Genomic DNA, 17,497 nt, shown 5'->3' on the forward strand with positions numbered 1-17,497 from the left:
CGCAAACTATATGCGCATAATTTGTTGTTGGGAAGAGCCTCACTCGTCCCCCATCTTCAGCGCGGCAATAAACGCCTCCTGCGGGATTTCGACCTTGCCGAACTGCCGCATGCGCTTCTTGCCTTCCTTCTGCTTGTCGAGCAGCTTGCGCTTGCGGGTGGCGTCGCCGCCGTAGCACTTGGCCGTCACGTCCTTGCGCAGCGCCTTCACCGTCTCGCGGGCGATGATACGCCCGCCGATCGCCGCCTGGATCGGGATCTGGAACATGTGCTGCGGGATCAGGTCCTTCAGCTTCTCGCACATGACGCGGCCGCGCTTTTCGGCGGCGGAGCGGTGCACGAGCATGGAGAGCGCGTCCACCGGTTCGGCATTGACGAGGATCGACATCTTGACGAGATCGCTCTCGCGATAATCGGTCAGGCTGTAGTCGAAGGAGGCATAGCCCTTGGAGATCGACTTCAGGCGGTCGTAGAAGTCGAAGACGACTTCGTTGAGCGGCAGGTCGTAGGTGATCATGGCGCGGTTGCCGACATAGGTCAGCTCGGTCTGGATGCCGCGGCGGTCCTGGCAGAGCTTCAGGATCGAGCCGAGATAATCGTCCGGCGTCAGGATCGTCGCCTTGATCCACGGCTCGCGGAATTCCGAAATCTTGACGACATCGGGCATGTCGGCCGGGTTGTGCAGCTCGATCTCGGTGCCGTCGGTCATGGTGAGCTGATAGACGACTGAGGGGGCCGTCGCGATCAGGTCGAGATTGAATTCGCGTTCCAGGCGCTCCTGGATGATTTCCAGATGAAGCAGGCCGAGGAAGCCGCAGCGGAAACCGAAGCCGAGAGCGGCAGACGATTCCATCTCGAAGGAGAAGCTGGCGTCGTTGAGGCGCAGCTTGCCCATGGCCGAGCGCAGGTCTTCGAAATCGGCGGCATCGACCGGGAAGAGGCCGCAGAACACGACGGGCTGCGCCGGCTTGAAGCCCGGGAGAGCCTCGGCGGTCGGGCGCTTGTCTTCGGTGATCGTATCGCCGACGCGAGTGTCTGCCACTTCCTTGATCGAAGCGGTAATGAAGCCGATCTCGCCGGGGCCGAGGCTGTCGACGGCGACCATCTTCGGCGTGAGAACGCCGACACGTTCGATCTGGTACTTCGCGTCCGTGCCCATCATGCGGATGGTCTGACCCTTGGTCAGCGTGCCGTCGATGATGCGCACGAGAACCATAACGCCGAGATAGGTGTCGTACCAGCTGTCGACCAGCAGCGCCTTCAAGGGCGCCTTTTCGCCGCCCGCGCTCTTCGGCGCCGGCAGCTTGTGGACGATGGCTTCCAGCACGTCGGGAATGCCGAGGCCGGTCTTGGCCGAAATCAGCACGGCGTCCGATGCGTCGATGCCGATCACTTCCTCGATCTGATCCTTGATGCGGTCGGGTTCGGCCGCCGGCAGGTCGATCTTGTTGAGGACGGTGACGAGCTCGTGATTGTTGTCGATCGCCTGATAGACGTTGGCGAGCGTCTGCGCTTCCACACCCTGAGAGGCGTCGACAACAAGCAGCGATCCCTCGCAGGCCGACAGCGAGCGCGAGACTTCGTAGGCGAAGTCGACGTGTCCGGGCGTGTCGATCAGATTGAGGATATAGGTCTCGCCATTGTTGGCCTTGTAGTGCAGGCGCACCGTCTGGGCCTTGATGGTGATGCCGCGCTCGCGCTCGATCTCCATATTATCAAGCACCTGCTCCGACATCTCGCGTTCGGCAAGGCCGCCCGTCGTCTGGATCAGGCGATCGGCCAGCGTCGATTTGCCGTGGTCGATATGGGCCACGATCGAGAAGTTGCGGATGTGCGAAAGCGGAGTGGTGGAATTGGTGCTCATGCGCGCCATATAGCAGCGCCGCCCCGCGCCGCAAAGCGGAAAAGCGGGGTTTTGGCGGCTATCTTCACGTTATGTTAGCCTTTTCCGACCCGCCGCCGAGGAGCGCCGAAGCACTCTTGATTCCATCATGTGATCGTGTATTTCTCGTATAGTGGAATTTCAAAGTATGAGACGCGAACAATGGCGGATGATGATCTGGAACTGGCGATCGGCGCGCGCATCAAGGAGCTGCGCATCGCTCGCGGCCTGACGCTGGATGAGCTTGCCAATGCCTCGGCCGTCAGCCGCGCCATGATCTCGCGTATCGAGCGGGCGGAGGCGAGCCCGACGGCATCGCTGCTGTCGCGGCTCTGCGCAGCGCTCGGCCTTTCGCTTTCAGCCTTCTTTGCCGAAGAGGATAAGGAAGTGTCGCCGCTTGCCCGCCGCGATCAGCAGGCGATCTGGCGCGACCCCGGCACCGGCTATGTCAGGCGGGCTGTCTCGCCGCCTGGAACCGAATCGAAGGTCGATGTCGTCGAAGTCCTGTTCCCTGCCGGCGCGCGCGTCATCTTCCCGCCGAATACTGCAAGCGCCGGCATGACCCAGCATGTCTGGCTGTTCGAAGGCGAGATGGAGGTCACGCATCGCGATGTCGCCCATCGCCTCATGCCCGGCGATTGTCTTTTCATGGGCGTCGGCGATGGCCACGCCTTCCATAATCCCGGCGAGGTGCCGGCGCGCTACAGCGTCATCCTCGATCGCGGCCGTTCATAACACCCAAGGACCTTTTCATGTCTGATATTCGTCTTCTCTCCGCCACCGAGGCTCGTGCCGCCCTGCCGGATCTTTGCGATGTGCTCGCCGATTGCGTCAACGGCGGCGCTTCCGTCGGCTTCATGCAGCCTTACGGAACGGGGGATGCCTTGCCCTACTGGCAAGGTGTTGCCGATAGCGTCGAAAGCGGCGCGACACTGCTTTTCGCCGCCGTAATTGAGAGCAGGGTGGTCGGAACGGTACAGGTGGGTGCGGCGCAAATGCCGAACCAGCCGCATCGCGGCGATCTCAAGAAACTGCTGGTGCATAGCTCCGCGCGCGGCAAGGGTCTTGCCCGTCACCTGATGGAGGCGGCGGAGCGCGAAGCCGCTCGCATCGGCAAGACCTTGCTGGTCCTCGATACGGCAACTGGCAGCGACGCGGAGGCGATCTATCCGCGCCTCGGCTGGCAGCGTGTCGGCGTGGTGCCGGATTATGCCCTGTGGCCGGAGGGCGGTCTTTGCGACACGACCATTTTCTATAAGCGGATTGCCGACTGAGGGCGCAATTCAGACGGAGAAAGCGGCAATGGCATCCGGCAACTTGGAACCGGATGTCCATTGCATCGCCTTCCAGCCGAATTGCCGCGCCGCCTCGATATTGGCCTCCACATCGTCGATGAAGCCGATGTCGCTCGCGGAAAGCCCGACACGCTCGGTTGCCAGCCGGAAGAATTCGGCTGCTGGCTTCTGATGACCGAGGGCGGCGGAATAGAAGATGCCGTCGAAGCGGGAGGAGAGCCCGAGTTCGTCCATGAGATAGGCAGCGCGCAGATGTTCCTGATTGGTCGCCAGGAACATCCTCGTTCCCCCGGCCCTCAGTGCGGCGAGGTCGTCGAGCAGGCTGTGGTCCAGGCGGGAGTCATTCTCGAACCAATAGTCGATTAGGGTCCGGGCGCTGAGGTGGGGCGCAATCTTCCCGAGAACCTCGGCAAGCCTCGGCTCAAGCGCATCGCGACCGGTGACGATGTCAGGCCAACAGGTTTTGAAGAATGCCTCTTGCAGTGCCTCGAGCCCCAGGCCGAGATCGCGTTCCAGATAGGTGAAAAGCGGCAATCCGTCGCTCGGGCGGCCGTGCACCAGCACACCGTCGACATCGACCATCAGGATTTTCATGCTGCTTCCCCTGTTCTTCAAATGCTGGCGGAAGTTGCAGTTGTTTGCGGTGACGTTCAAGACGGCATGGCACCCTTTTTTCTCCAGTGCGATGCATGTAAGCCTTCGTGTCATCGGGGTAACAAAGTCGGCAATGGAGAGGCGACGATGCGGGTCATCTATTCGGAGGATCACAAGCTCAGGGATGCCAAGACCGAACTGCATGACGGCCAGCTCGTCACGCCCTTCGAGGCACCCTTCCGCGCCGAATGGATCCTCGCCGCCGTAAAAGAAGCCGGCTTTAACGATGTCGTCGCGCCTGAAGCCCATGGGCTGGAAACGGCGCGCAAAGTCCATGATCCCGCCTATCTCGATTTTCTCGCCGTAGCCTGGGAGCGCTGGATCGCCGCCGGTTACACGGGCGAAGCAATCGCCAACTCCTTTCCCGTCAGGCGCACCAGCCAGCGCGTGCCTGACAATATTGTCGGCATGATCGGCCATTATGCCAATGCTGCCGATACCTCGATCACCAAAGGCTCCTATGAGGCGGCGATCGCATCGATGCGTTGTGCCCTGACCGGTGCCGACTGGCTTCACGCCGGCAACCGCTTCGCCTTCGCGCTCTGCCGCCCGCCCGGACATCACGCCGGCATCGATCTCTTCGGCGGCTATTGCTTCATCAACAATGCCGGCGTTGCGGCGCAGCGCCTGCGCGACCATGGCGCCGCCCGGGTTGCCATACTCGATGTCGATTTCCATCACGGCAACGGCACGCAGGACCTTTTCTACCGGCGCGGCGATGTTTTCACGGCGTCGCTGCATGGCGATCCCATCCACGCCTTTCCCTATTTCCTCGGCCATGCCGATGAGAAGGGCGAGGGAAATGGGCTGGGCACCAACCGCAATTACCCCATGCCGCGCGGCACGCCGTGGGAGGTCTGGTCGGCGGCTCTCGACGATGCGCTTTCGCGTGTCAAGCTATTCGGCGCGGAGGCGATCGTGCTCTCGCTCGGTGTCGATACGTTCGAGCGCGATCCGATCTCCTTCTTCAAGCTGAATTCGCAGGATTTCCTCCGCATGGGTGAGCGCATCGCCGTTGCTGGGCTGCCCGTCCTTGTCTGCATGGAGGGCGGTTATGGCGTGCCCGAAATCGGCCTGAACGTCGCCAATGTGCTGAAAGGTCTCGAAGCCTGAGGGCTCCTGCATCAAAGTGCTTGATCGCAGGATGAAAAGTTTGAATTTGCCACTGCATGGCCCCGCCTCTAAAAACGCCGCCTAGTTGGGGGTGTTTATGGAACAGAAGCTTGTCGACAGCGGATCGGATGGCGGCGCGGCGCTGATGCCGCATTCGGATGTTCCGCCATCGACCGGCAGCATCGCCGCCGGCGTGCTGATGTGCGTGATGTCGATGTCGTCAATCCAGTTCGGCTCGGCCTTGTCGGCTCCGGTCATCAACGCCTATGGACCGGCGGGTGCCACGTGGCTGCGGCTTGTCTTCGCCTCTATCGCGTTGGCGATCATCGTTCGCCCGAAGATCATGAGCTACAGCCGCTCGCAATGGCTCGGCGTGCTGGCGCTCGGTACAGTCTCGGCGCTGATGACGACTTCTTTCTTTTCGGCAATCGCGCGTATTCCCCTGGGCCTTGCCGTCGCCATCGAGTTTCTCGGGCCGCTGCTGGTCGCGACCCTCGGCTTCGGGCTGGGCCGCCAGCTTCTGTGGCCGATTTTCGCCGCCATCGGCGTTCTGCTCTTGGCCTATGATGGCGAGGAATGGGTCGGCAATCTCCCCGGCATCCTCTTTGCCATCGGAGCCGGCGCGGGCTGGGCCTGCTATATCCTTTTGACGAAGAAGGTCGGCAATGCCTTTCAGGGCCTTGAAGGTCTTTCCATGTCGCTGCTGGTCGCGGCTGTCGTTTCGACCCCATTTGGCTTTGCCTCGGCCGTCCCTAATCTGACGGCCTTCGGCCTTCTCGAAATAGCCGGGCTTGCGCTGCTCGTGCCGCTGCTTCCCTATGTGCTGGAAATGGTGGCGCTCAAGCGCATGCCGACATCTTCCTTCGGCATCCTCATGAGCCTCGAACCCGCCATCGGCGCCGTTGCCGGTTTTGTCATTCTGTCGCAACCGATGACGCCATCGCAGATGTTCGGAACGGCGCTCGTTGTTGCCGCCAGTATCGGGGCCACGATCTTTGCGGCGAAAGTCTGAGATTGGCGGCCCGTCAATCCCGAGCCTGAAGCCTGGCGATCTGGGGTGCAACGATTGCGATGAACAGTTCTGGATCGCCGAAAGCTCTCGCCGAGAGCATTGCCCCATGAATCGAGGCCATCAGCATTTGCGCCTCTTCCTCAGGTCGCCTGTCCAGCTGGAAGAGGCCATTCTCGGTTCCATCCTGCAGCACCGACCTAAGCCATCCGGCGAGGCTATGAAAATGGCCGCGCACCTGGGATGCGACCTCTTCCGGCAGCATCTGCATCTCGCTGGCGAGCATTGCGCAGACACAGAAGGGCAGCGAGGCGTCCCGAATGCATGAGTGCCAGTAGCTCACATAGGCCCGCAGCTGTTCCGCGGGGCTCGATACCCCTTCGCGCAAAGACTTCAGACCCGCTTCCGCCTGCTGCCTGTAACGGTCCACCAGCACCGAAACCAGTTCGGCCTTTGTCGGAAAATGATGGTGGATGCTTGCCTTCCGGATGCCGATCGTAGCGGAGATGTCTGCATAGCTGAAGCCGTTGTAGCCTCCGGCCACGATAAGAGACTGGGCGATGTCGAGAATTTTTTCTGAAGTCGAAGCTATTGATTTCATGTCGCTGCCTACCTTTTGGTAGGCTGGTTGTCAAGATTGTCGCACCACTTCTTGCTCTCACGAAATGGTGTTCGAGCCTCGTGTTGACTCGGTGAGTTTATCTTCCTACTAGTAGGTAGGCAAATACAAGGAGCCTACCGATGCAAAGCCGCATTTCACCCCAGTCCAACTGGCTGCAGTCGTACTATTTTACACGTGCCCTGTTCTCGATCGCCTGGATTTCAGCCGCGATCGTCCTCAGCGCAAAACCCTCATCCGCCGCGTTTCTGCTGGTTATCTATCCTGTCTGGGATGCCCTCGCCAATCTGGTCGACGCCCGCGTTAACGGCGGCCTGAAGGTCAATCCGTCCCAAACATTGAATGTTGTCGTCAGCATTGTCACGGCGCTCGCCGTTGTCGTAGCCATCTCCAATAGCACCTACGCCGTTCTGGCCGTGTTTGGGGCTTGGGCGATCCTCTCGGGGCTGCTGCAACTCTATACCGGCGTAAGACGCTGGCGTACCTATGGCGCTCAATGGGTGATGATCTTGAGCGGTGCGCAGTCGGCGCTTGCCGGCGGTTTCATGCTCAGTCGATCCCTCGGCACGGTCGTGCCGACGATTTTGGATATCGTTCCTTATGCGGCATTCGGAGCCTTCTACTTCCTGCTTTCCGCAATCTGGCTTGCGGTGGCGGCCCATCGCAAAGCACAAGCATAGGCGCTGCCTGATCCTGCGGCGGCGTGTTTGAAATGACTTGCCGCCGTCAAAAGAGCGGATATCGCTTTGCCTTAAGCCGTCGTCCTCGCGGGATCGTCCAGCGCCGGATTATAGAAGAGTGAGAGTGTCAGGCTCTTGGCGATGCGCTCGGCCGTCGCCATGAACCAGTCTCTTGCCTCCTTGGAAGGCGCGATATCGGCAAGCGTTTCGGAGAAGAGCGTCAGCCATTCCGGAAAAAGGTCCGCGGCCATGCCCTCGACGCCGAGATGCGCCTGCACCGGCTTGCCGCCATAGGCGCCGTTCTTGAAGGCGACAGAGGACCAGAAGCGCTTCATCTTTTCCATATGCTCGGACCAGCGGCCGGCAAGGCGTCCGTCGAAGACCGGTCCGAGCCGGGGATGTGCCTGAACGCGCCCATAGAATGTGTCGACCAGCCTGTCGATGAAGGCGGCATCGATGCCCATCCGCGTCATCTCCGCTTCGGCCTTTTCGCGGATGCCGGCAAGATGGGCGGCGCGGGCCTGTATCTCGTTTTCCATAATGTTCTCCGAGTGCCGGCGCGTCAAAAACCGCTGCTCCGACGTCTTTCAGATCCCCTATGTATGCAATTTTTCACTGCGACCAAGACGTCATGGAGATGTTGCGGCAATCTGTCAAAGTCGCGCTGCTATTTTCTGCGGCCTCGTTCGGCGGGGCACAAATTTTCCGGCACGATTTTTCCTCCGCAATGACGTCTCCGCGCTTGACCAGCGCAAGCGCTCACTTTAGATTTAGAATAATTCTAAAGTCATAAGGTTGTCTCCGATGCTGTTAGGCTTGTTCCGCCCGTCCAAACGTCCTTTCACCTCGCTTTCCGAACAGGAGATCCTGGCGATTGCCATCGCGGCGGAAGAGGATGATTCCCGCATTTATCTCGCCTATGCCGATACGCTCCGCCCGCATTATCCCAAGTCCGCGAAGGTTTTCGAGGATATGGCCGAGGTCGAGGATAGCCATCGTAAGACGCTGATCGATATGCATCGCCGCCGCTTCGGCGAGCGCATTCCGCTGATCAGGCGCGAGCATGTGTGCGGCTTTTACGAGCGCAAGCCGGATTGGCTGCGCAAGAACCTCTCCCTCGATGCCATGCGCGACGAAGCCGAGGCAATGGAGCAGCAGGCCTATAATTTCTATGTCGAGGCGGCCAAGCAGGTCTCCGACGCCTCGACGCGCCAGCTTCTCGGTGATCTCGCGCTTGCCGAGCAGGGCCATGAAGACGTCGCCCGCATGCTTGGCGAGAAGCATACGCCGGAAGAGGTCAAGCACGAGGAGGATGCACAGGCACGCCGCCAGTTCGTGCTGACCTATGTGCAGCCGGGTCTCGCCGGCCTGATGGATGGCTCCGTTTCCACGCTCGCGCCGATCTTTGCCGCCGCCTTTGCGACGCAGCAGACATGGCAGACCTTTCTCGTTGGCCTTTCGGCGTCTGTCGGTGCCGGCATTTCCATGGGTTTCACCGAGGCAGCCCATGACGACGGCAAGATCTCCGGTCGCGGTTCGCCGATCAAGCGCGGCCTTGCCTGCGGCATCATGACCGCGCTCGGCGGCCTTGGCCATGCGCTGCCCTACCTCATCCCGCATTTCTGGACGGCCACGATTACCGCGGCCGTGGTGGTTTTCTTCGAGCTCTGGGCCATCGCCTTCATTCAGAACAAGTACATGGAAACGCCGTTCCTGCGGGCTGCCTTCCAGGTCGTCCTCGGCGGTTCGCTGGTGCTCGGCGCCGGCATTCTGATCGGAAATGGGTGAGACGCGTTCGGCGAAGCCGACGAAACGATCCGGTTATCGTTTCGAGCGTCGAATGCCCCTTCGGGAGGCTCAGGATGCTCAAGTGAAGGGCCGGCGATGAAGGCATGGTCGATGTTTTGTCCTCCCCGGCGGGGCGAGGGCACTCTCGGATCACGAAATGTTAAAAGTCGGAACGCCTTCCGTTGCTATCGGTTAGCAACACGAGGCCGCTCTTGGCCTCGACAGCAAACCAAAGGAGATATCCAATGGCAAACCAAGGTGGAACCCACGAACAACATGTCAAAGCTGGCCAGCAAAGCCACAAGAACATGGAGAGCAACACCCGGAATGCCTCTTCTGGCTCCCGCGAGCAGCACTCTGGCGGCTCCCGAGGTGGTTCCCACGAGCAACACGTCAAGGCAGGCCAGCAAAGCCATAAGAACCATTGACGTGGTGATGACCAATTCGCCCTTACCGGAAAGTAAGGGACGTTTTCATATGTGATGAAAAGCGAAAGGCCGGTCCGTTGGGCCGGCCTTCTTGTGTAACGGGAATTGGCTTGCGCTTACTTGACTGCGCCGACCAAGACGTCGTTGCCGTTCTCGATGGTGACCCAGCGGCCGGCATTGAAGCTCGCCTGGCGCTTCAGGTAGGAATAGGGGGTCTTGGTCCAGACCTTGATCTCGTCCTCAAGGTTGTCGAGGATGAAATCGCCCTGCTTAGTGCGCAGCGTCAGCACCGCATGTCCTTCGCCATCAGGCTTGCGAACGACCGTCATCAACAGGTTGGAGGCGGAAATGCCGCTCTGCATCAGGAGCTTACGCTTCAGCAAGGCAAAATCCTCGCAGTCGCCGGCGGTCTTCGGATATTCCCAATATTCCTCCTGGCCGTAGACTTCCATGTCGGTCGCCGGGCGGATCGTCTTGTTGACGCGCAGGTTGATCTGGTTGACGAGAGCCCAGGAGGCCGCGTTCATCTCGACCGGTCCAATATTGCGGGTCGGGCCACACTCGTCGGTATGTCTCTGGCAGAAGTCGTAGTGTCCGATCGGCTGGGATGTCACGTTGCCGACTGTCATCGAAACGCCCTGCTGAGGTGCCGGCATCGCCGCCGACGACATCGCAACTATAGCAGCGAAGGCAATCAACAAGCCCTTAATACGCACGCCCACTATCCTTGTATCGTCCCTGCATTTGTTAACAAATTGTTAATGTAGGGGGGTGCGCAAAGTCAATCGTTACTTAAGTGTTAACACCGGAACCGGCTCATATGGTTAATTTCGGCACAATCAAGGAGATAGTCGCCACAATTTCCTGCTGCCTGCGATTACGCAAGCGCACGCTCGAGGCGGCCGAAAAAGGAGGCCGGGCGCTGAGTATTTGGCAGATATCTATTTGTTTTTACGGCGTATTATGCAGCGCCAATGTCTCGGCCACAGTGAGCATGCGCTCGAGATCCTGTGGCCGCGACAGGCGGTGATCGCCGTCACGCACAAGTGTTAACACCACATCGTCTGCCGGCAGGTGCTCGACCAGCTTTAACGAATGCGAGAAAGGCACGTCGGCATCCTCCATGCCCTGCAATATATGCACGGGGCAGCCAGTCTCGATGATGCCAGTCAGCACGCGATTGGCGCGGCCGTCCTCGATAAGGGCGCGGGTGAAGATGTTCGGCTCGGGGCTGTATTCCGAAGGTTCTTCGAAATAGCCGCGCTCCGCCAGCGAGCGCCGCTCGACATCGGAAAGGTTCGGCTCGATGAGGTCGATGGTGAAATCGGGCGCGGGCGCGATCAGCACGAGGCCGGCGATGGCGACTGCCTTCTTGCGCTTGCGCAGTTCCTGAATGACCCTGAGTGCGATCCAGCCGCCCATCGACGAGCCGACGAGAACGATCTTCTTCGGCTTGGTATGGTCGATGACGGCAAGTGCCTCTTCCAGCCAGCGCGAAATCGTGCCGTTGGTGAACTTGCCGCCGGATTGGCCGTGGCCGGAATAGTCGAAGCGGATGCAGCCGATACCAAGCCGCTCCGCCAGTGCATCCAGTTCCACGGCCTTGGTGCCGCTCATGTCGGATCGATAGCCGGACAACCAGACGAAGCTGACATTCCTGGCGCCTTTTCCGGCTGCGCGCTGGATGATGGCGATCTGGCGCTCGCTGTCGCCCATGCCAACGGGAAGGAAGATCGGCTGAATGGATGTGGCGGTCTCGGACATGGAAACTCCCGGATTTTCTGCCCTATAGAACAGATTCGCGTCCGCGTGACCTGAAAAATCCTCGATCTTTTTGCCGGGGTCACTATATAATTGGCAAAGATACTGTGTCCTTCGCGCATCTCGCGCTTCCATGGCACCCTATTGACACGCGGGAGGTGCTTTTTTCCTGCTGTCATGCTATTGACTTCAACACAGCTTTTACGACATTTCCGTCAGTTGCGCCGACGGGGAGCGAGAGGCTGCAGCTATCCGAAACAATTCGTGGAGAATACGACCATTCGCAGACCCTTTAAAACCGATGCGCCCGTAAAGGACGGGCCACGTTCCAACAGGGAAATTCGCATTCCCAAGGTTCAGCTCATCGCTGCCGACGGCGCGAATATGGGCATCGTCCCGACCGACCAGGCATTGAGAATGGCAGAGGAGGCCGGTCTCGATCTGGTAGAGATTTCCCCCAATGCTGAACCGCCTGTGTGCAAGATCCTCGATCTGGGCAAGCTGAAATACGCCAACCAGAAGAAGGCCGCCGAGGCGCGCAAGAAGCAGAAGATCGTCGAAGTCAAAGAAATCAAGATGCGTCCCAACATCGACACCCATGATTATGAGGTGAAGATGAAGGCGATCGGCCGTTTCTTCGAAGAAGGCGACAAGGTGAAGGTGACCTTGAAGTTTCGCGGCCGCGAAATGGCCCACCAGGAACTCGGCATGAAGCTGCTTCAGCAGGTCAAGGAAGATACGATCGAGATCGCCAAGGTCGAAGCCGAGCCCAAGCTCGAAGGCCGCCAGATGATGATGGTGCTTGCGCCCAAGTGAGGCGCGAGCAGAGTTGAGGTCGGAGCCGTCCCATGGGCGGCTTTTTCCTTTTCTGAAGCAGAGTCGATGCTGTCATCGATCTGCAAAGATTCCCGCGTCTGGCCCGTTGCACTTCAGGGCAAGTGCGGTTATAAGCGCGCGTCCGAACTGACCGGCAGGGCATGCCGTGGCAGTTCAGAATGCTGGTGGAGCGGTTCGTCACCGTATCTGCCGTTCAACAACAAACGCTCCGGCACCTTGTTGCAGCCCGGCCAGTCCGGATCTGTGGGAAGGGCTTTTAAGCAAAGCAAGCCAGGAAGCATCGAAGGAGTAGCAAAATGCCCAAGATGAAGACGAAGTCCTCTGCCAAGAAGCGGTTCAAGATCACCGCATCCGGCAAGGTCAAGGCAGCCGCTGCTGGCAAGCGCCACGGCATGATCAAGCGTAGCAACAAGTTCATTCGCGATGCCCGCGGCACCATGGTTCTCGCAGAACCGGATGGCCGTAAGGTTATCAAGAACTACTTGCCGAACGGTCTCTAAGACTATTCGTAACGCTATAGACTAAGGAGATCATGAAATGGCACGCGTAAAAAGAGGCGTTACCGCCCACGCCAAGCACAAGAAGGTTCTGAAGGCAGCCAAGGGCTTCTACGGCCGTCGCAAGAACACCATCCGTACCGCCAAGGCCGCTGTCGACCGCGCAAAGCAGTATGCTTATCGCGACCGCAAGGTTAACAAGCGCAACTTCCGCGCCCTCTGGATCCAGCGCATCAACGCTGCCGTCCGCGAGCATGGCCTGACCTATGGCCGCTTCATCGACGGCCTGACCAAGGCTGGCATCGAAGTCGACCGTAAGGTTCTTTCCGACATGGCAATCCATGAGCAGGAAGCTTTCGGCGCGCTCGTCGCCGCTTCGAAGAAGGCGCTTGAATACCTCAAGGACGCCGGCACGAAGAACGAGTTCGAAGCAGCCGTTAACTAACGCTGCCTCGCACGTCTTTCGTAAATTCATTATGAAACCCGCGCTGGCGAAACCGGCGCGGGTTTTGTGTTTGCAGCATACGCTTTTCCATCGTGTCAGGCTTCCTTGTTGGGCGAGGCTCGAAAAATGGGTCGCGCATCGGGCGGCAAATACCAAGGACCGCATTCTTGGCGTGTTTTTGTCATTTGCCCGGTTGATTGGCCGCTTCCACATGGGTAGTGATCTGCAGCGCCTCATCGTTGCCACAAGCAGTCTGATGTGGGTGTTCATCCATTATTCCGCGGAATGAGCGGCGTTCCAAGCCCGCCGCCCGCAAGGCAGGACCAGATGACGGAACTCGTAACACTCGAAACCCAACTCATGGCCGAGGTGGCCGCGGCGACCGACGAGCAGTCGATCGAAGCCGTCAGGGTCGCCGCGCTCGGCAAGAAGGGCTCGGTCTCGGAGCTGCTGAAGACGCTGGGCTCTATGTCGCCGGAGGAACGGCAGACACGTGGCGCGGCAATCAACGCTCTCAAGAATTCCGTCACCGATGCCATCAACGCCCGCAAGAGCGAGCTGCGCGATGCGGCGATCGAGGCGAAGCTGAAGGCCGAGACCGTCGATGTCAGCCTGCCGGTCCGCTCCTCGCCGGCCGAACGCGGCCGCATCCATCCGATCAGTCAGATCGTCGATGAGATCACCGCCATCTTCGGCGATATGGGCTTCTCGATCGCCGAAGGTCCCGATGTCGAGACTGACTACTATAACTTCACGGCGCTGAACTTCCCGGAAGGGCATCCGGCCCGCGAAATGCACGACACCTTCTTCTTCCAGCCGGACGAGAAGGGTGAGCGCAAGGTGCTGCGCACGCACACCTCGCCGGTGCAGGTGCGTACCATGGAAGCTCAAAAGCCGCCGATCCGCATCATCATCCCCGGCAAGACCTATCGCCAGGATAGCGATGCCACGCATTCGCCGATGTTCCATCAGGTCGAAGGCCTCGTCATCGACAAAACGGCGAATGTCGCCAATATCCGCTGGGTGCTCGAAGAATTCTGCAAGACCTTTTTCGAGGTCGACAATGTGACGATGCGCTTCCGCCCGTCCTTCTTCCCCTTCACGGAACCGTCCTTCGAGGTCGATATCCAGTGCGACCGCTCCGGCCCGATCGTCAAGTTCGGCGAAGGCACCGATTGGATGGAAATCCTCGGCTGCGGCATGGTGCATCCGAATGTGCTGCGTTACGGCGGTCTCGATCCGGACGAATACCAGGGCTTCGCCTGGGGCATGGGCCTCGACCGTATTGCCATGCTGAAATACGGCATGCCCGACCTGCGCGACTTCTTCAACGCCGATGTCCGCTGGATGAACCACTACGGCTTCCGCCCGCTCGACATGCCGACTTTGTTCGGCGGTCTGAGCGCGTAAGGAAGGGATAAAGCACATGAAATTCACACTCTCCTGGCTGAAAGAGCACCTGGAAACCGACGCCTCGCTCGACGAGATCTGCGCCCGCCTGACGATGATCGGGCTGGAAGTGGAGGAGGTCGACGACAAGGCCGCGTTCAAACCCTTCGTCATCGCCAAGGTTCTCTCGGCTGAAAAGCACCCGCAGGCCGATCGCCTGAAGGTGCTGATGGTCGATACCGGCAGCGGTGCGCCCGTTCAGGTCGTATGCGGCGCGCCCAATGCGCGCGCCGGGCTCGTCGGCGCCTTCGCTGCCCCCGGCACCTATGTTCCCGGCATCGACGTGACGCTCGCCATCGGCAACATCCGCGGCGTCGAGAGCCGCGGCATGATGTGCTCGGAAAAGGAGTTGGAAATCTCCGACAGCCATGACGGCATCATCGATCTGCCTGATGATGCGCCCGTCGGCACGAGCTTTGCCGCCTATACCGGCCTCGACGATCCAATCATCGAGATCAACCTGACGCCGAACCGCCCGGATTGCACCGGTGTCTACGGCATTGCGCGCGATCTCGCCGCCTCCGGCCTTGGCACGCTGAAGCCTCGCCTCACGCCAACCTTCTCTATCCAAGGCGAAACGCCGACCGAGCTCAAGATCGAGCTCGACGATACCAGCCTTTGCCCCGGCTTTGCGCTTCGCCTCGTGCGCGGCGTCAAGAACGGCCCGAGCCCGAAATGGATGCAGCAGCGGCTGCTCGCGATCGGCCTTCGTCCGATCAGCGCGCTGGTCGACATTACCAACTACATGACCTTCGACCAGGGTCGCCCGATGCACGTCTTCGACGCTGCCAAGGTCAAGGGCAATCTGGTGGTTCGCCGCGCCAGGGACGGAGAGACCGTGCTGGCGCTGGACGAGCGCGAATACAAGCTCAACGCCAGCAACGTCGTCATCGCGGATGACAATGGTGTCGAGTCGATCGGCGGCATCATGGGCGGCGAGCATTCCGGCTGTGACGAGAATACGACCGACGTGCTGATCGAATCGGCGCTCTGGGACCCGATGAACATTGCCAAGACGGGCCGCAGCCTCGGCATCATCACCGACGCGCGCTATCGCTTCGAGCGCGGCGTCGATCCGGAATATATGGTGCCCGGCCTTGAACGCACGACCGAGCTGGTGCTTGCCTGCTGCGGCGGCACGGCTGCCAAGGCCCGCGTCGAAGGCTACAAGGGCTATGACGCAAAGGTCGTCGATTTCCCGCTGTCGGAAGTCAAGCGCCTGACCGGCCTCGACGTCTCGGCCGATGAGAGCAAGTCGATCCTGACGAAGCTCGGCTTCTCGGTCTCCGGCTCGGGCGAGCGCATTTCGGTTGCCGTTCCTTCCTGGCGCCCGGATGTCGACGGCAAGGCCGACCTTGTCGAAGAAATCATGCGCATCCACGGCGTCGACAATATTAAGCCACAGCCGCTCAGCAGCCACGCCGCTGTGAACGGCAAGATCTTGACGACGCTGCAGATCCGCACTCGTACGGCCAAGCGCGCGCTCGCCTCGCGCGGCATGCTGGAAGCCGTCACCTGGTCCTTCATTTCGGAAGATCAGGCCAAGCTCTTCGGCGGCGGCTCCAACGCGCTGAAGCTTGCGAACCCGATCGCCGCCGATATGTCCGACATGCGTCCTTCGCTGCTGCCGGGTCTGCTGTCGGCTGTGCAGCGCAATGCCGACAAGGGCTATGGCGACGTCGCGATCTTCGAAGTCTCGGGCACCTATGAAAACGACACGCCCGAGGGCCAGCGGCGCGTTGCCGGCGGTATTCGCCGCGGCACGGCATCGCTTGCCGGCGCCGGCCGCATGTGGTCGAACGCCACCAAGGGCGGCGGCAAGCCGGTCGACGTCTTCGACGCCAAGGCCGATGCTTTGGCCGTCATCGAAGCCTGCGGCTTGCCGATGGGCAATATCCAGATCGAGCAGGCCGGCCCGGCCTGGTATCATCCCGGCCGCTCCGGCACCATCAAGATGGGTCCGAAAGTCGTGCTCGGCTATTTCGGCGAATTCCATCCGAAGACGTTGGAAGCGCTTGATGTCTCCGGCGCTCTCGCCGGCTTCGAAGTCTATGTCGATGCCATGCCCGAACCGAAGAAGAAGGCGACCCGCACCAAGCCGGCGCTGGAGCTTTCTCCTTTCCAGGCCGTCAAGCGCGACTTCGCCTTCGTGGTCGACAAGTCGGTGGAAGCCGGAGCGATCATCCGTGCCGCCGTTGGTGCCGACCGCAAACTGATCACCGGCGTCAACGTCTTCGACATTTTCGAGGGCGCATCGCTTGGCGAAGGCAAGAAGTCGATTGCCATCGAGGTTCAGATCCAGCCGGCAGAGCGTACGCTGACGGATGAGGATTTCGAGGCGCTGACGCACAAGATCGTGGCAAACGTCACGAAGTCGACGGGTGGGGTGCTCAGAGGGTAATCGGCTGCGGCCGAGTTTGCCAGGGGTGCGTCACCCCCCTCTGTCGCTTTCGCGACATCTCCCCCACACGGGGGGAGATTGGTTAACTCGCGGAATCCTTCCTGCCTCAATCAAATATCGAAGCTGCAGACGCGGAAGCTTTTTAGGTTTGAATGAGCGTACGGCATACTCCCAACAATCTCCCCCCTTGTGGGGGAGATGTCCCGAAAGGGACAGAGGGGGGTATCAGAGGTGCGGCATATCGAAAGCACCGGTTCTACCGATGCAGATGATAAACCTTGTTCACCACACTCCACCGCCCATCGATCTTCACCAGCGATAGATAGTCCGAAAACCGCATCCCGGCGAATTCGTCGACGACCTTGACGCTGGCGGCATCGCCTTCGATATCGATCAACTCGATCTCCATCAGCGGTATGGTTCCGGGCGGGGCGCTGCCTTCCTCGACGATCGCGGCGATGAATTCATCCCGCGTCATCCATTCCACCGCGCCTTGATAATTGCCGATGATCGCTGCCCGCGGATGGAAGGCCTTGCGCAGCGCCGGCTCGTTCGCGAATGCCATGCCATCGACATAGAGATGAACAACCGCACGGATTGCCTGCTCTTCCGACATCTCGTCATTCCTCGTTTGAGTTAT

The 17,497-nt window shown here is 60.1% G+C and carries 20 protein-coding genes; 13 read left to right on the forward strand and 7 right to left on the reverse strand.

Annotation, left to right across the window (positions count from 1 at the left end; all coding sequences use genetic code 11):
• Window positions 1–39 precede the first annotated feature (39 nt).
• On the reverse strand, window positions 40–1,872 hold the full coding sequence (lepA, locus tag AC13RM_RS29915) for a translation elongation factor 4 (protein WP_047628664.1): 1,833 nt from the start codon (window positions 1,870–1,872) through the stop codon (window positions 40–42).
• A 171-nt stretch (window positions 1,873–2,043) separates the two neighbouring features.
• Between lepA and AC13RM_RS29920 the strand changes: the two genes are divergently transcribed.
• Both AC13RM_RS29920 and AC13RM_RS29925 read left to right on the forward strand, forming a co-directional pair.
• Entirely contained in the window at window positions 2,044–2,616 is a 573-nt protein-coding gene (locus tag AC13RM_RS29920) for a helix-turn-helix domain-containing protein (RefSeq protein ID WP_488556030.1), read from the forward strand.
• Between the two features lie 17 nt (window positions 2,617–2,633).
• Window positions 2,634–3,155: a GNAT family N-acetyltransferase gene (locus tag AC13RM_RS29925; protein WP_488556031.1), complete on the forward strand. Its 522-nt coding sequence runs from the start codon at window positions 2,634–2,636 to the stop codon at window positions 3,153–3,155.
• A 9-nt stretch (window positions 3,156–3,164) separates the two neighbouring features.
• Here the strand turns inward: AC13RM_RS29925 and AC13RM_RS29930 are convergent, their stop codons facing one another.
• A complete protein-coding gene (locus tag AC13RM_RS29930; protein WP_374824125.1) occupies window positions 3,165–3,770 on the reverse strand; it encodes an HAD-IA family hydrolase in 606 nt (201 codons plus the stop codon).
• 147 nt (window positions 3,771–3,917) lie between these two features.
• Here AC13RM_RS29930 and AC13RM_RS29935 point away from each other — a divergent pair, with 147 nt between their 5' ends.
• Both AC13RM_RS29935 and AC13RM_RS29940 read left to right on the forward strand, forming a co-directional pair.
• Window positions 3,918–4,943: a histone deacetylase family protein gene (locus AC13RM_RS29935; RefSeq protein ID WP_374824122.1), complete on the forward strand. Its 1,026-nt coding sequence runs from the start codon at window positions 3,918–3,920 to the stop codon at window positions 4,941–4,943.
• Between the two features lie 97 nt (window positions 4,944–5,040).
• Window positions 5,041–5,955: an EamA family transporter gene (locus AC13RM_RS29940; protein WP_440480066.1), complete on the forward strand. Its 915-nt coding sequence runs from the start codon at window positions 5,041–5,043 to the stop codon at window positions 5,953–5,955.
• Between the two features lie 13 nt (window positions 5,956–5,968).
• Here the strand turns inward: AC13RM_RS29940 and AC13RM_RS29945 are convergent, their stop codons facing one another.
• Window positions 5,969–6,553 (reverse strand): TetR/AcrR family transcriptional regulator, encoded by a 585-nt coding sequence (locus tag AC13RM_RS29945; RefSeq protein ID WP_374824116.1) that lies wholly within the window; start codon window positions 6,551–6,553, stop codon window positions 5,969–5,971.
• 140 nt (window positions 6,554–6,693) lie between these two features.
• Between AC13RM_RS29945 and AC13RM_RS29950 the strand changes: the two genes are divergently transcribed.
• Window positions 6,694–7,251 (forward strand): DUF308 domain-containing protein, encoded by a 558-nt coding sequence (locus AC13RM_RS29950; RefSeq protein WP_374824113.1) that lies wholly within the window; start codon window positions 6,694–6,696, stop codon window positions 7,249–7,251.
• 71 nt (window positions 7,252–7,322) lie between these two features.
• On the opposite strand, the gene AC13RM_RS29955 is transcribed toward AC13RM_RS29950, so the two are convergent.
• Window positions 7,323–7,790 (reverse strand): group III truncated hemoglobin, encoded by a 468-nt coding sequence (locus AC13RM_RS29955; RefSeq protein ID WP_374824110.1) that lies wholly within the window; start codon window positions 7,788–7,790, stop codon window positions 7,323–7,325.
• 265 nt (window positions 7,791–8,055) lie between these two features.
• On the opposite strand from AC13RM_RS29955, the gene mbfA reads away from it, so the two are divergent.
• Together mbfA and AC13RM_RS29965 are read left to right on the forward strand one after the other, a co-directional pair.
• Window positions 8,056–9,039 carry an iron exporter MbfA gene (gene mbfA, locus AC13RM_RS29960; protein ID WP_374824107.1) on the forward strand — a complete coding sequence of 328 codons (984 nt, stop codon included), beginning with the start codon at window positions 8,056–8,058 and terminating at the stop codon, window positions 9,037–9,039.
• A gap of 245 nt (window positions 9,040–9,284) precedes the next feature.
• Window positions 9,285–9,467, forward strand: coding sequence for a hypothetical protein (locus AC13RM_RS29965; protein ID WP_095433676.1), 183 nt, complete (start codon window positions 9,285–9,287; stop codon window positions 9,465–9,467).
• A 116-nt stretch (window positions 9,468–9,583) separates the two neighbouring features.
• Here AC13RM_RS29965 and AC13RM_RS29970 read toward each other — a convergent pair whose 3' ends face one another.
• A complete protein-coding gene (locus AC13RM_RS29970; protein ID WP_374824103.1) occupies window positions 9,584–10,183 on the reverse strand; it encodes a transglutaminase-like cysteine peptidase in 600 nt (199 codons plus the stop codon).
• 235 nt (window positions 10,184–10,418) lie between these two features.
• Window positions 10,419–11,231: an alpha/beta hydrolase gene (locus tag AC13RM_RS29975; protein WP_374824100.1), complete on the reverse strand. Its 813-nt coding sequence runs from the start codon at window positions 11,229–11,231 to the stop codon at window positions 10,419–10,421.
• Between the two features lie 276 nt (window positions 11,232–11,507).
• Here AC13RM_RS29975 and infC point away from each other — a divergent pair, with 276 nt between their 5' ends.
• From infC to pheT, 6 genes are all read left to right on the forward strand, one after another.
• Window positions 11,508–12,044 (forward strand): translation initiation factor IF-3, encoded by a 537-nt coding sequence (gene infC / locus AC13RM_RS29980; RefSeq protein WP_174176104.1) that lies wholly within the window; start codon window positions 11,508–11,510, stop codon window positions 12,042–12,044.
• A 317-nt stretch (window positions 12,045–12,361) separates the two neighbouring features.
• A complete protein-coding gene (gene rpmI / locus AC13RM_RS29985) occupies window positions 12,362–12,565 on the forward strand; it encodes a 50S ribosomal protein L35 (protein ID WP_012759782.1) in 204 nt (67 codons plus the stop codon).
• 37 nt (window positions 12,566–12,602) lie between these two features.
• Window positions 12,603–13,007: a 50S ribosomal protein L20 gene (gene rplT / locus AC13RM_RS29990; RefSeq protein ID WP_113230157.1), complete on the forward strand. Its 405-nt coding sequence runs from the start codon at window positions 12,603–12,605 to the stop codon at window positions 13,005–13,007.
• A 31-nt stretch (window positions 13,008–13,038) separates the two neighbouring features.
• Window positions 13,039–13,296 carry a hypothetical protein gene (locus tag AC13RM_RS29995; protein WP_285177029.1) on the forward strand — a complete coding sequence of 86 codons (258 nt, stop codon included), beginning with the start codon at window positions 13,039–13,041 and terminating at the stop codon, window positions 13,294–13,296.
• A gap of 38 nt (window positions 13,297–13,334) precedes the next feature.
• Window positions 13,335–14,417, forward strand: a complete 1,083-nt coding sequence (pheS, locus tag AC13RM_RS30000) for a phenylalanine--tRNA ligase subunit alpha (RefSeq protein ID WP_285177032.1) — start codon at window positions 13,335–13,337, stop codon at window positions 14,415–14,417.
• Window positions 14,418–14,433: 16 nt separating this feature from the next.
• Window positions 14,434–16,857 carry a phenylalanine--tRNA ligase subunit beta gene (pheT, locus tag AC13RM_RS30005; RefSeq protein WP_488556032.1) on the forward strand — a complete coding sequence of 808 codons (2,424 nt, stop codon included), beginning with the start codon at window positions 14,434–14,436 and terminating at the stop codon, window positions 16,855–16,857.
• Window positions 16,858–17,113: 256 nt separating this feature from the next.
• On the opposite strand, the gene AC13RM_RS30010 is transcribed toward pheT, so the two are convergent.
• Window positions 17,114–17,473, reverse strand: coding sequence for a nuclear transport factor 2 family protein (locus AC13RM_RS30010; protein ID WP_015338486.1), 360 nt, complete (start codon window positions 17,471–17,473; stop codon window positions 17,114–17,116).
• Window positions 17,474–17,497 lie beyond the last annotated feature (24 nt).

The organism is Martinezella sp. CNPSo 3732 (assembly GCF_057784515.1).

Bases quoted from the DNA above. Each gene is read 5' to 3' on its own strand.
- AC13RM_RS29965 (WP_095433676.1), top strand. From the start codon at position 9,285: ATGGCAAACCAAGGTGGAACCCACGAACAACATGTCAAAGCTGGCCAG.
- AC13RM_RS29920 (WP_488556030.1), top strand. From the start codon at position 2,044: ATGGCGGATGATGATCTGGAACTGGCGATCGGCGCGCGCATCAAGGAG.
- AC13RM_RS29925 (WP_488556031.1), top strand. From the start codon at position 2,634: ATGTCTGATATTCGTCTTCTCTCCGCCACCGAGGCTCGTGCCGCCCTG.
- rplT (WP_113230157.1), top strand. From the start codon at position 12,603: ATGGCACGCGTAAAAAGAGGCGTTACCGCCCACGCCAAGCACAAGAAG.
- mbfA (WP_374824107.1), top strand. From the start codon at position 8,056: ATGCTGTTAGGCTTGTTCCGCCCGTCCAAACGTCCTTTCACCTCGCTT.
- AC13RM_RS29955 (WP_374824110.1), bottom strand. From the start codon at position 7,790: ATGGAAAACGAGATACAGGCCCGCGCCGCCCATCTTGCCGGCATCCGC.
- lepA (WP_047628664.1), bottom strand. From the start codon at position 1,872: ATGGCGCGCATGAGCACCAATTCCACCACTCCGCTTTCGCACATCCGC.
- AC13RM_RS29935 (WP_374824122.1), top strand. From the start codon at position 3,918: ATGCGGGTCATCTATTCGGAGGATCACAAGCTCAGGGATGCCAAGACC.
- AC13RM_RS29940 (WP_440480066.1), top strand. From the start codon at position 5,041: ATGGAACAGAAGCTTGTCGACAGCGGATCGGATGGCGGCGCGGCGCTG.
- rpmI (WP_012759782.1), top strand. From the start codon at position 12,362: ATGCCCAAGATGAAGACGAAGTCCTCTGCCAAGAAGCGGTTCAAGATC.
- pheS (WP_285177032.1), top strand. From the start codon at position 13,335: ATGACGGAACTCGTAACACTCGAAACCCAACTCATGGCCGAGGTGGCC.
- AC13RM_RS29995 (WP_285177029.1), top strand. From the start codon at position 13,039: ATGAAACCCGCGCTGGCGAAACCGGCGCGGGTTTTGTGTTTGCAGCAT.
- AC13RM_RS29950 (WP_374824113.1), top strand. From the start codon at position 6,694: ATGCAAAGCCGCATTTCACCCCAGTCCAACTGGCTGCAGTCGTACTAT.
- AC13RM_RS29945 (WP_374824116.1), bottom strand. From the start codon at position 6,553: ATGAAATCAATAGCTTCGACTTCAGAAAAAATTCTCGACATCGCCCAG.
- AC13RM_RS29975 (WP_374824100.1), bottom strand. From the start codon at position 11,231: ATGTCCGAGACCGCCACATCCATTCAGCCGATCTTCCTTCCCGTTGGC.
- pheT (WP_488556032.1), top strand. From the start codon at position 14,434: ATGAAATTCACACTCTCCTGGCTGAAAGAGCACCTGGAAACCGACGCC.
- AC13RM_RS30010 (WP_015338486.1), bottom strand. From the start codon at position 17,473: ATGTCGGAAGAGCAGGCAATCCGTGCGGTTGTTCATCTCTATGTCGAT.
- AC13RM_RS29930 (WP_374824125.1), bottom strand. From the start codon at position 3,770: ATGAAAATCCTGATGGTCGATGTCGACGGTGTGCTGGTGCACGGCCGC.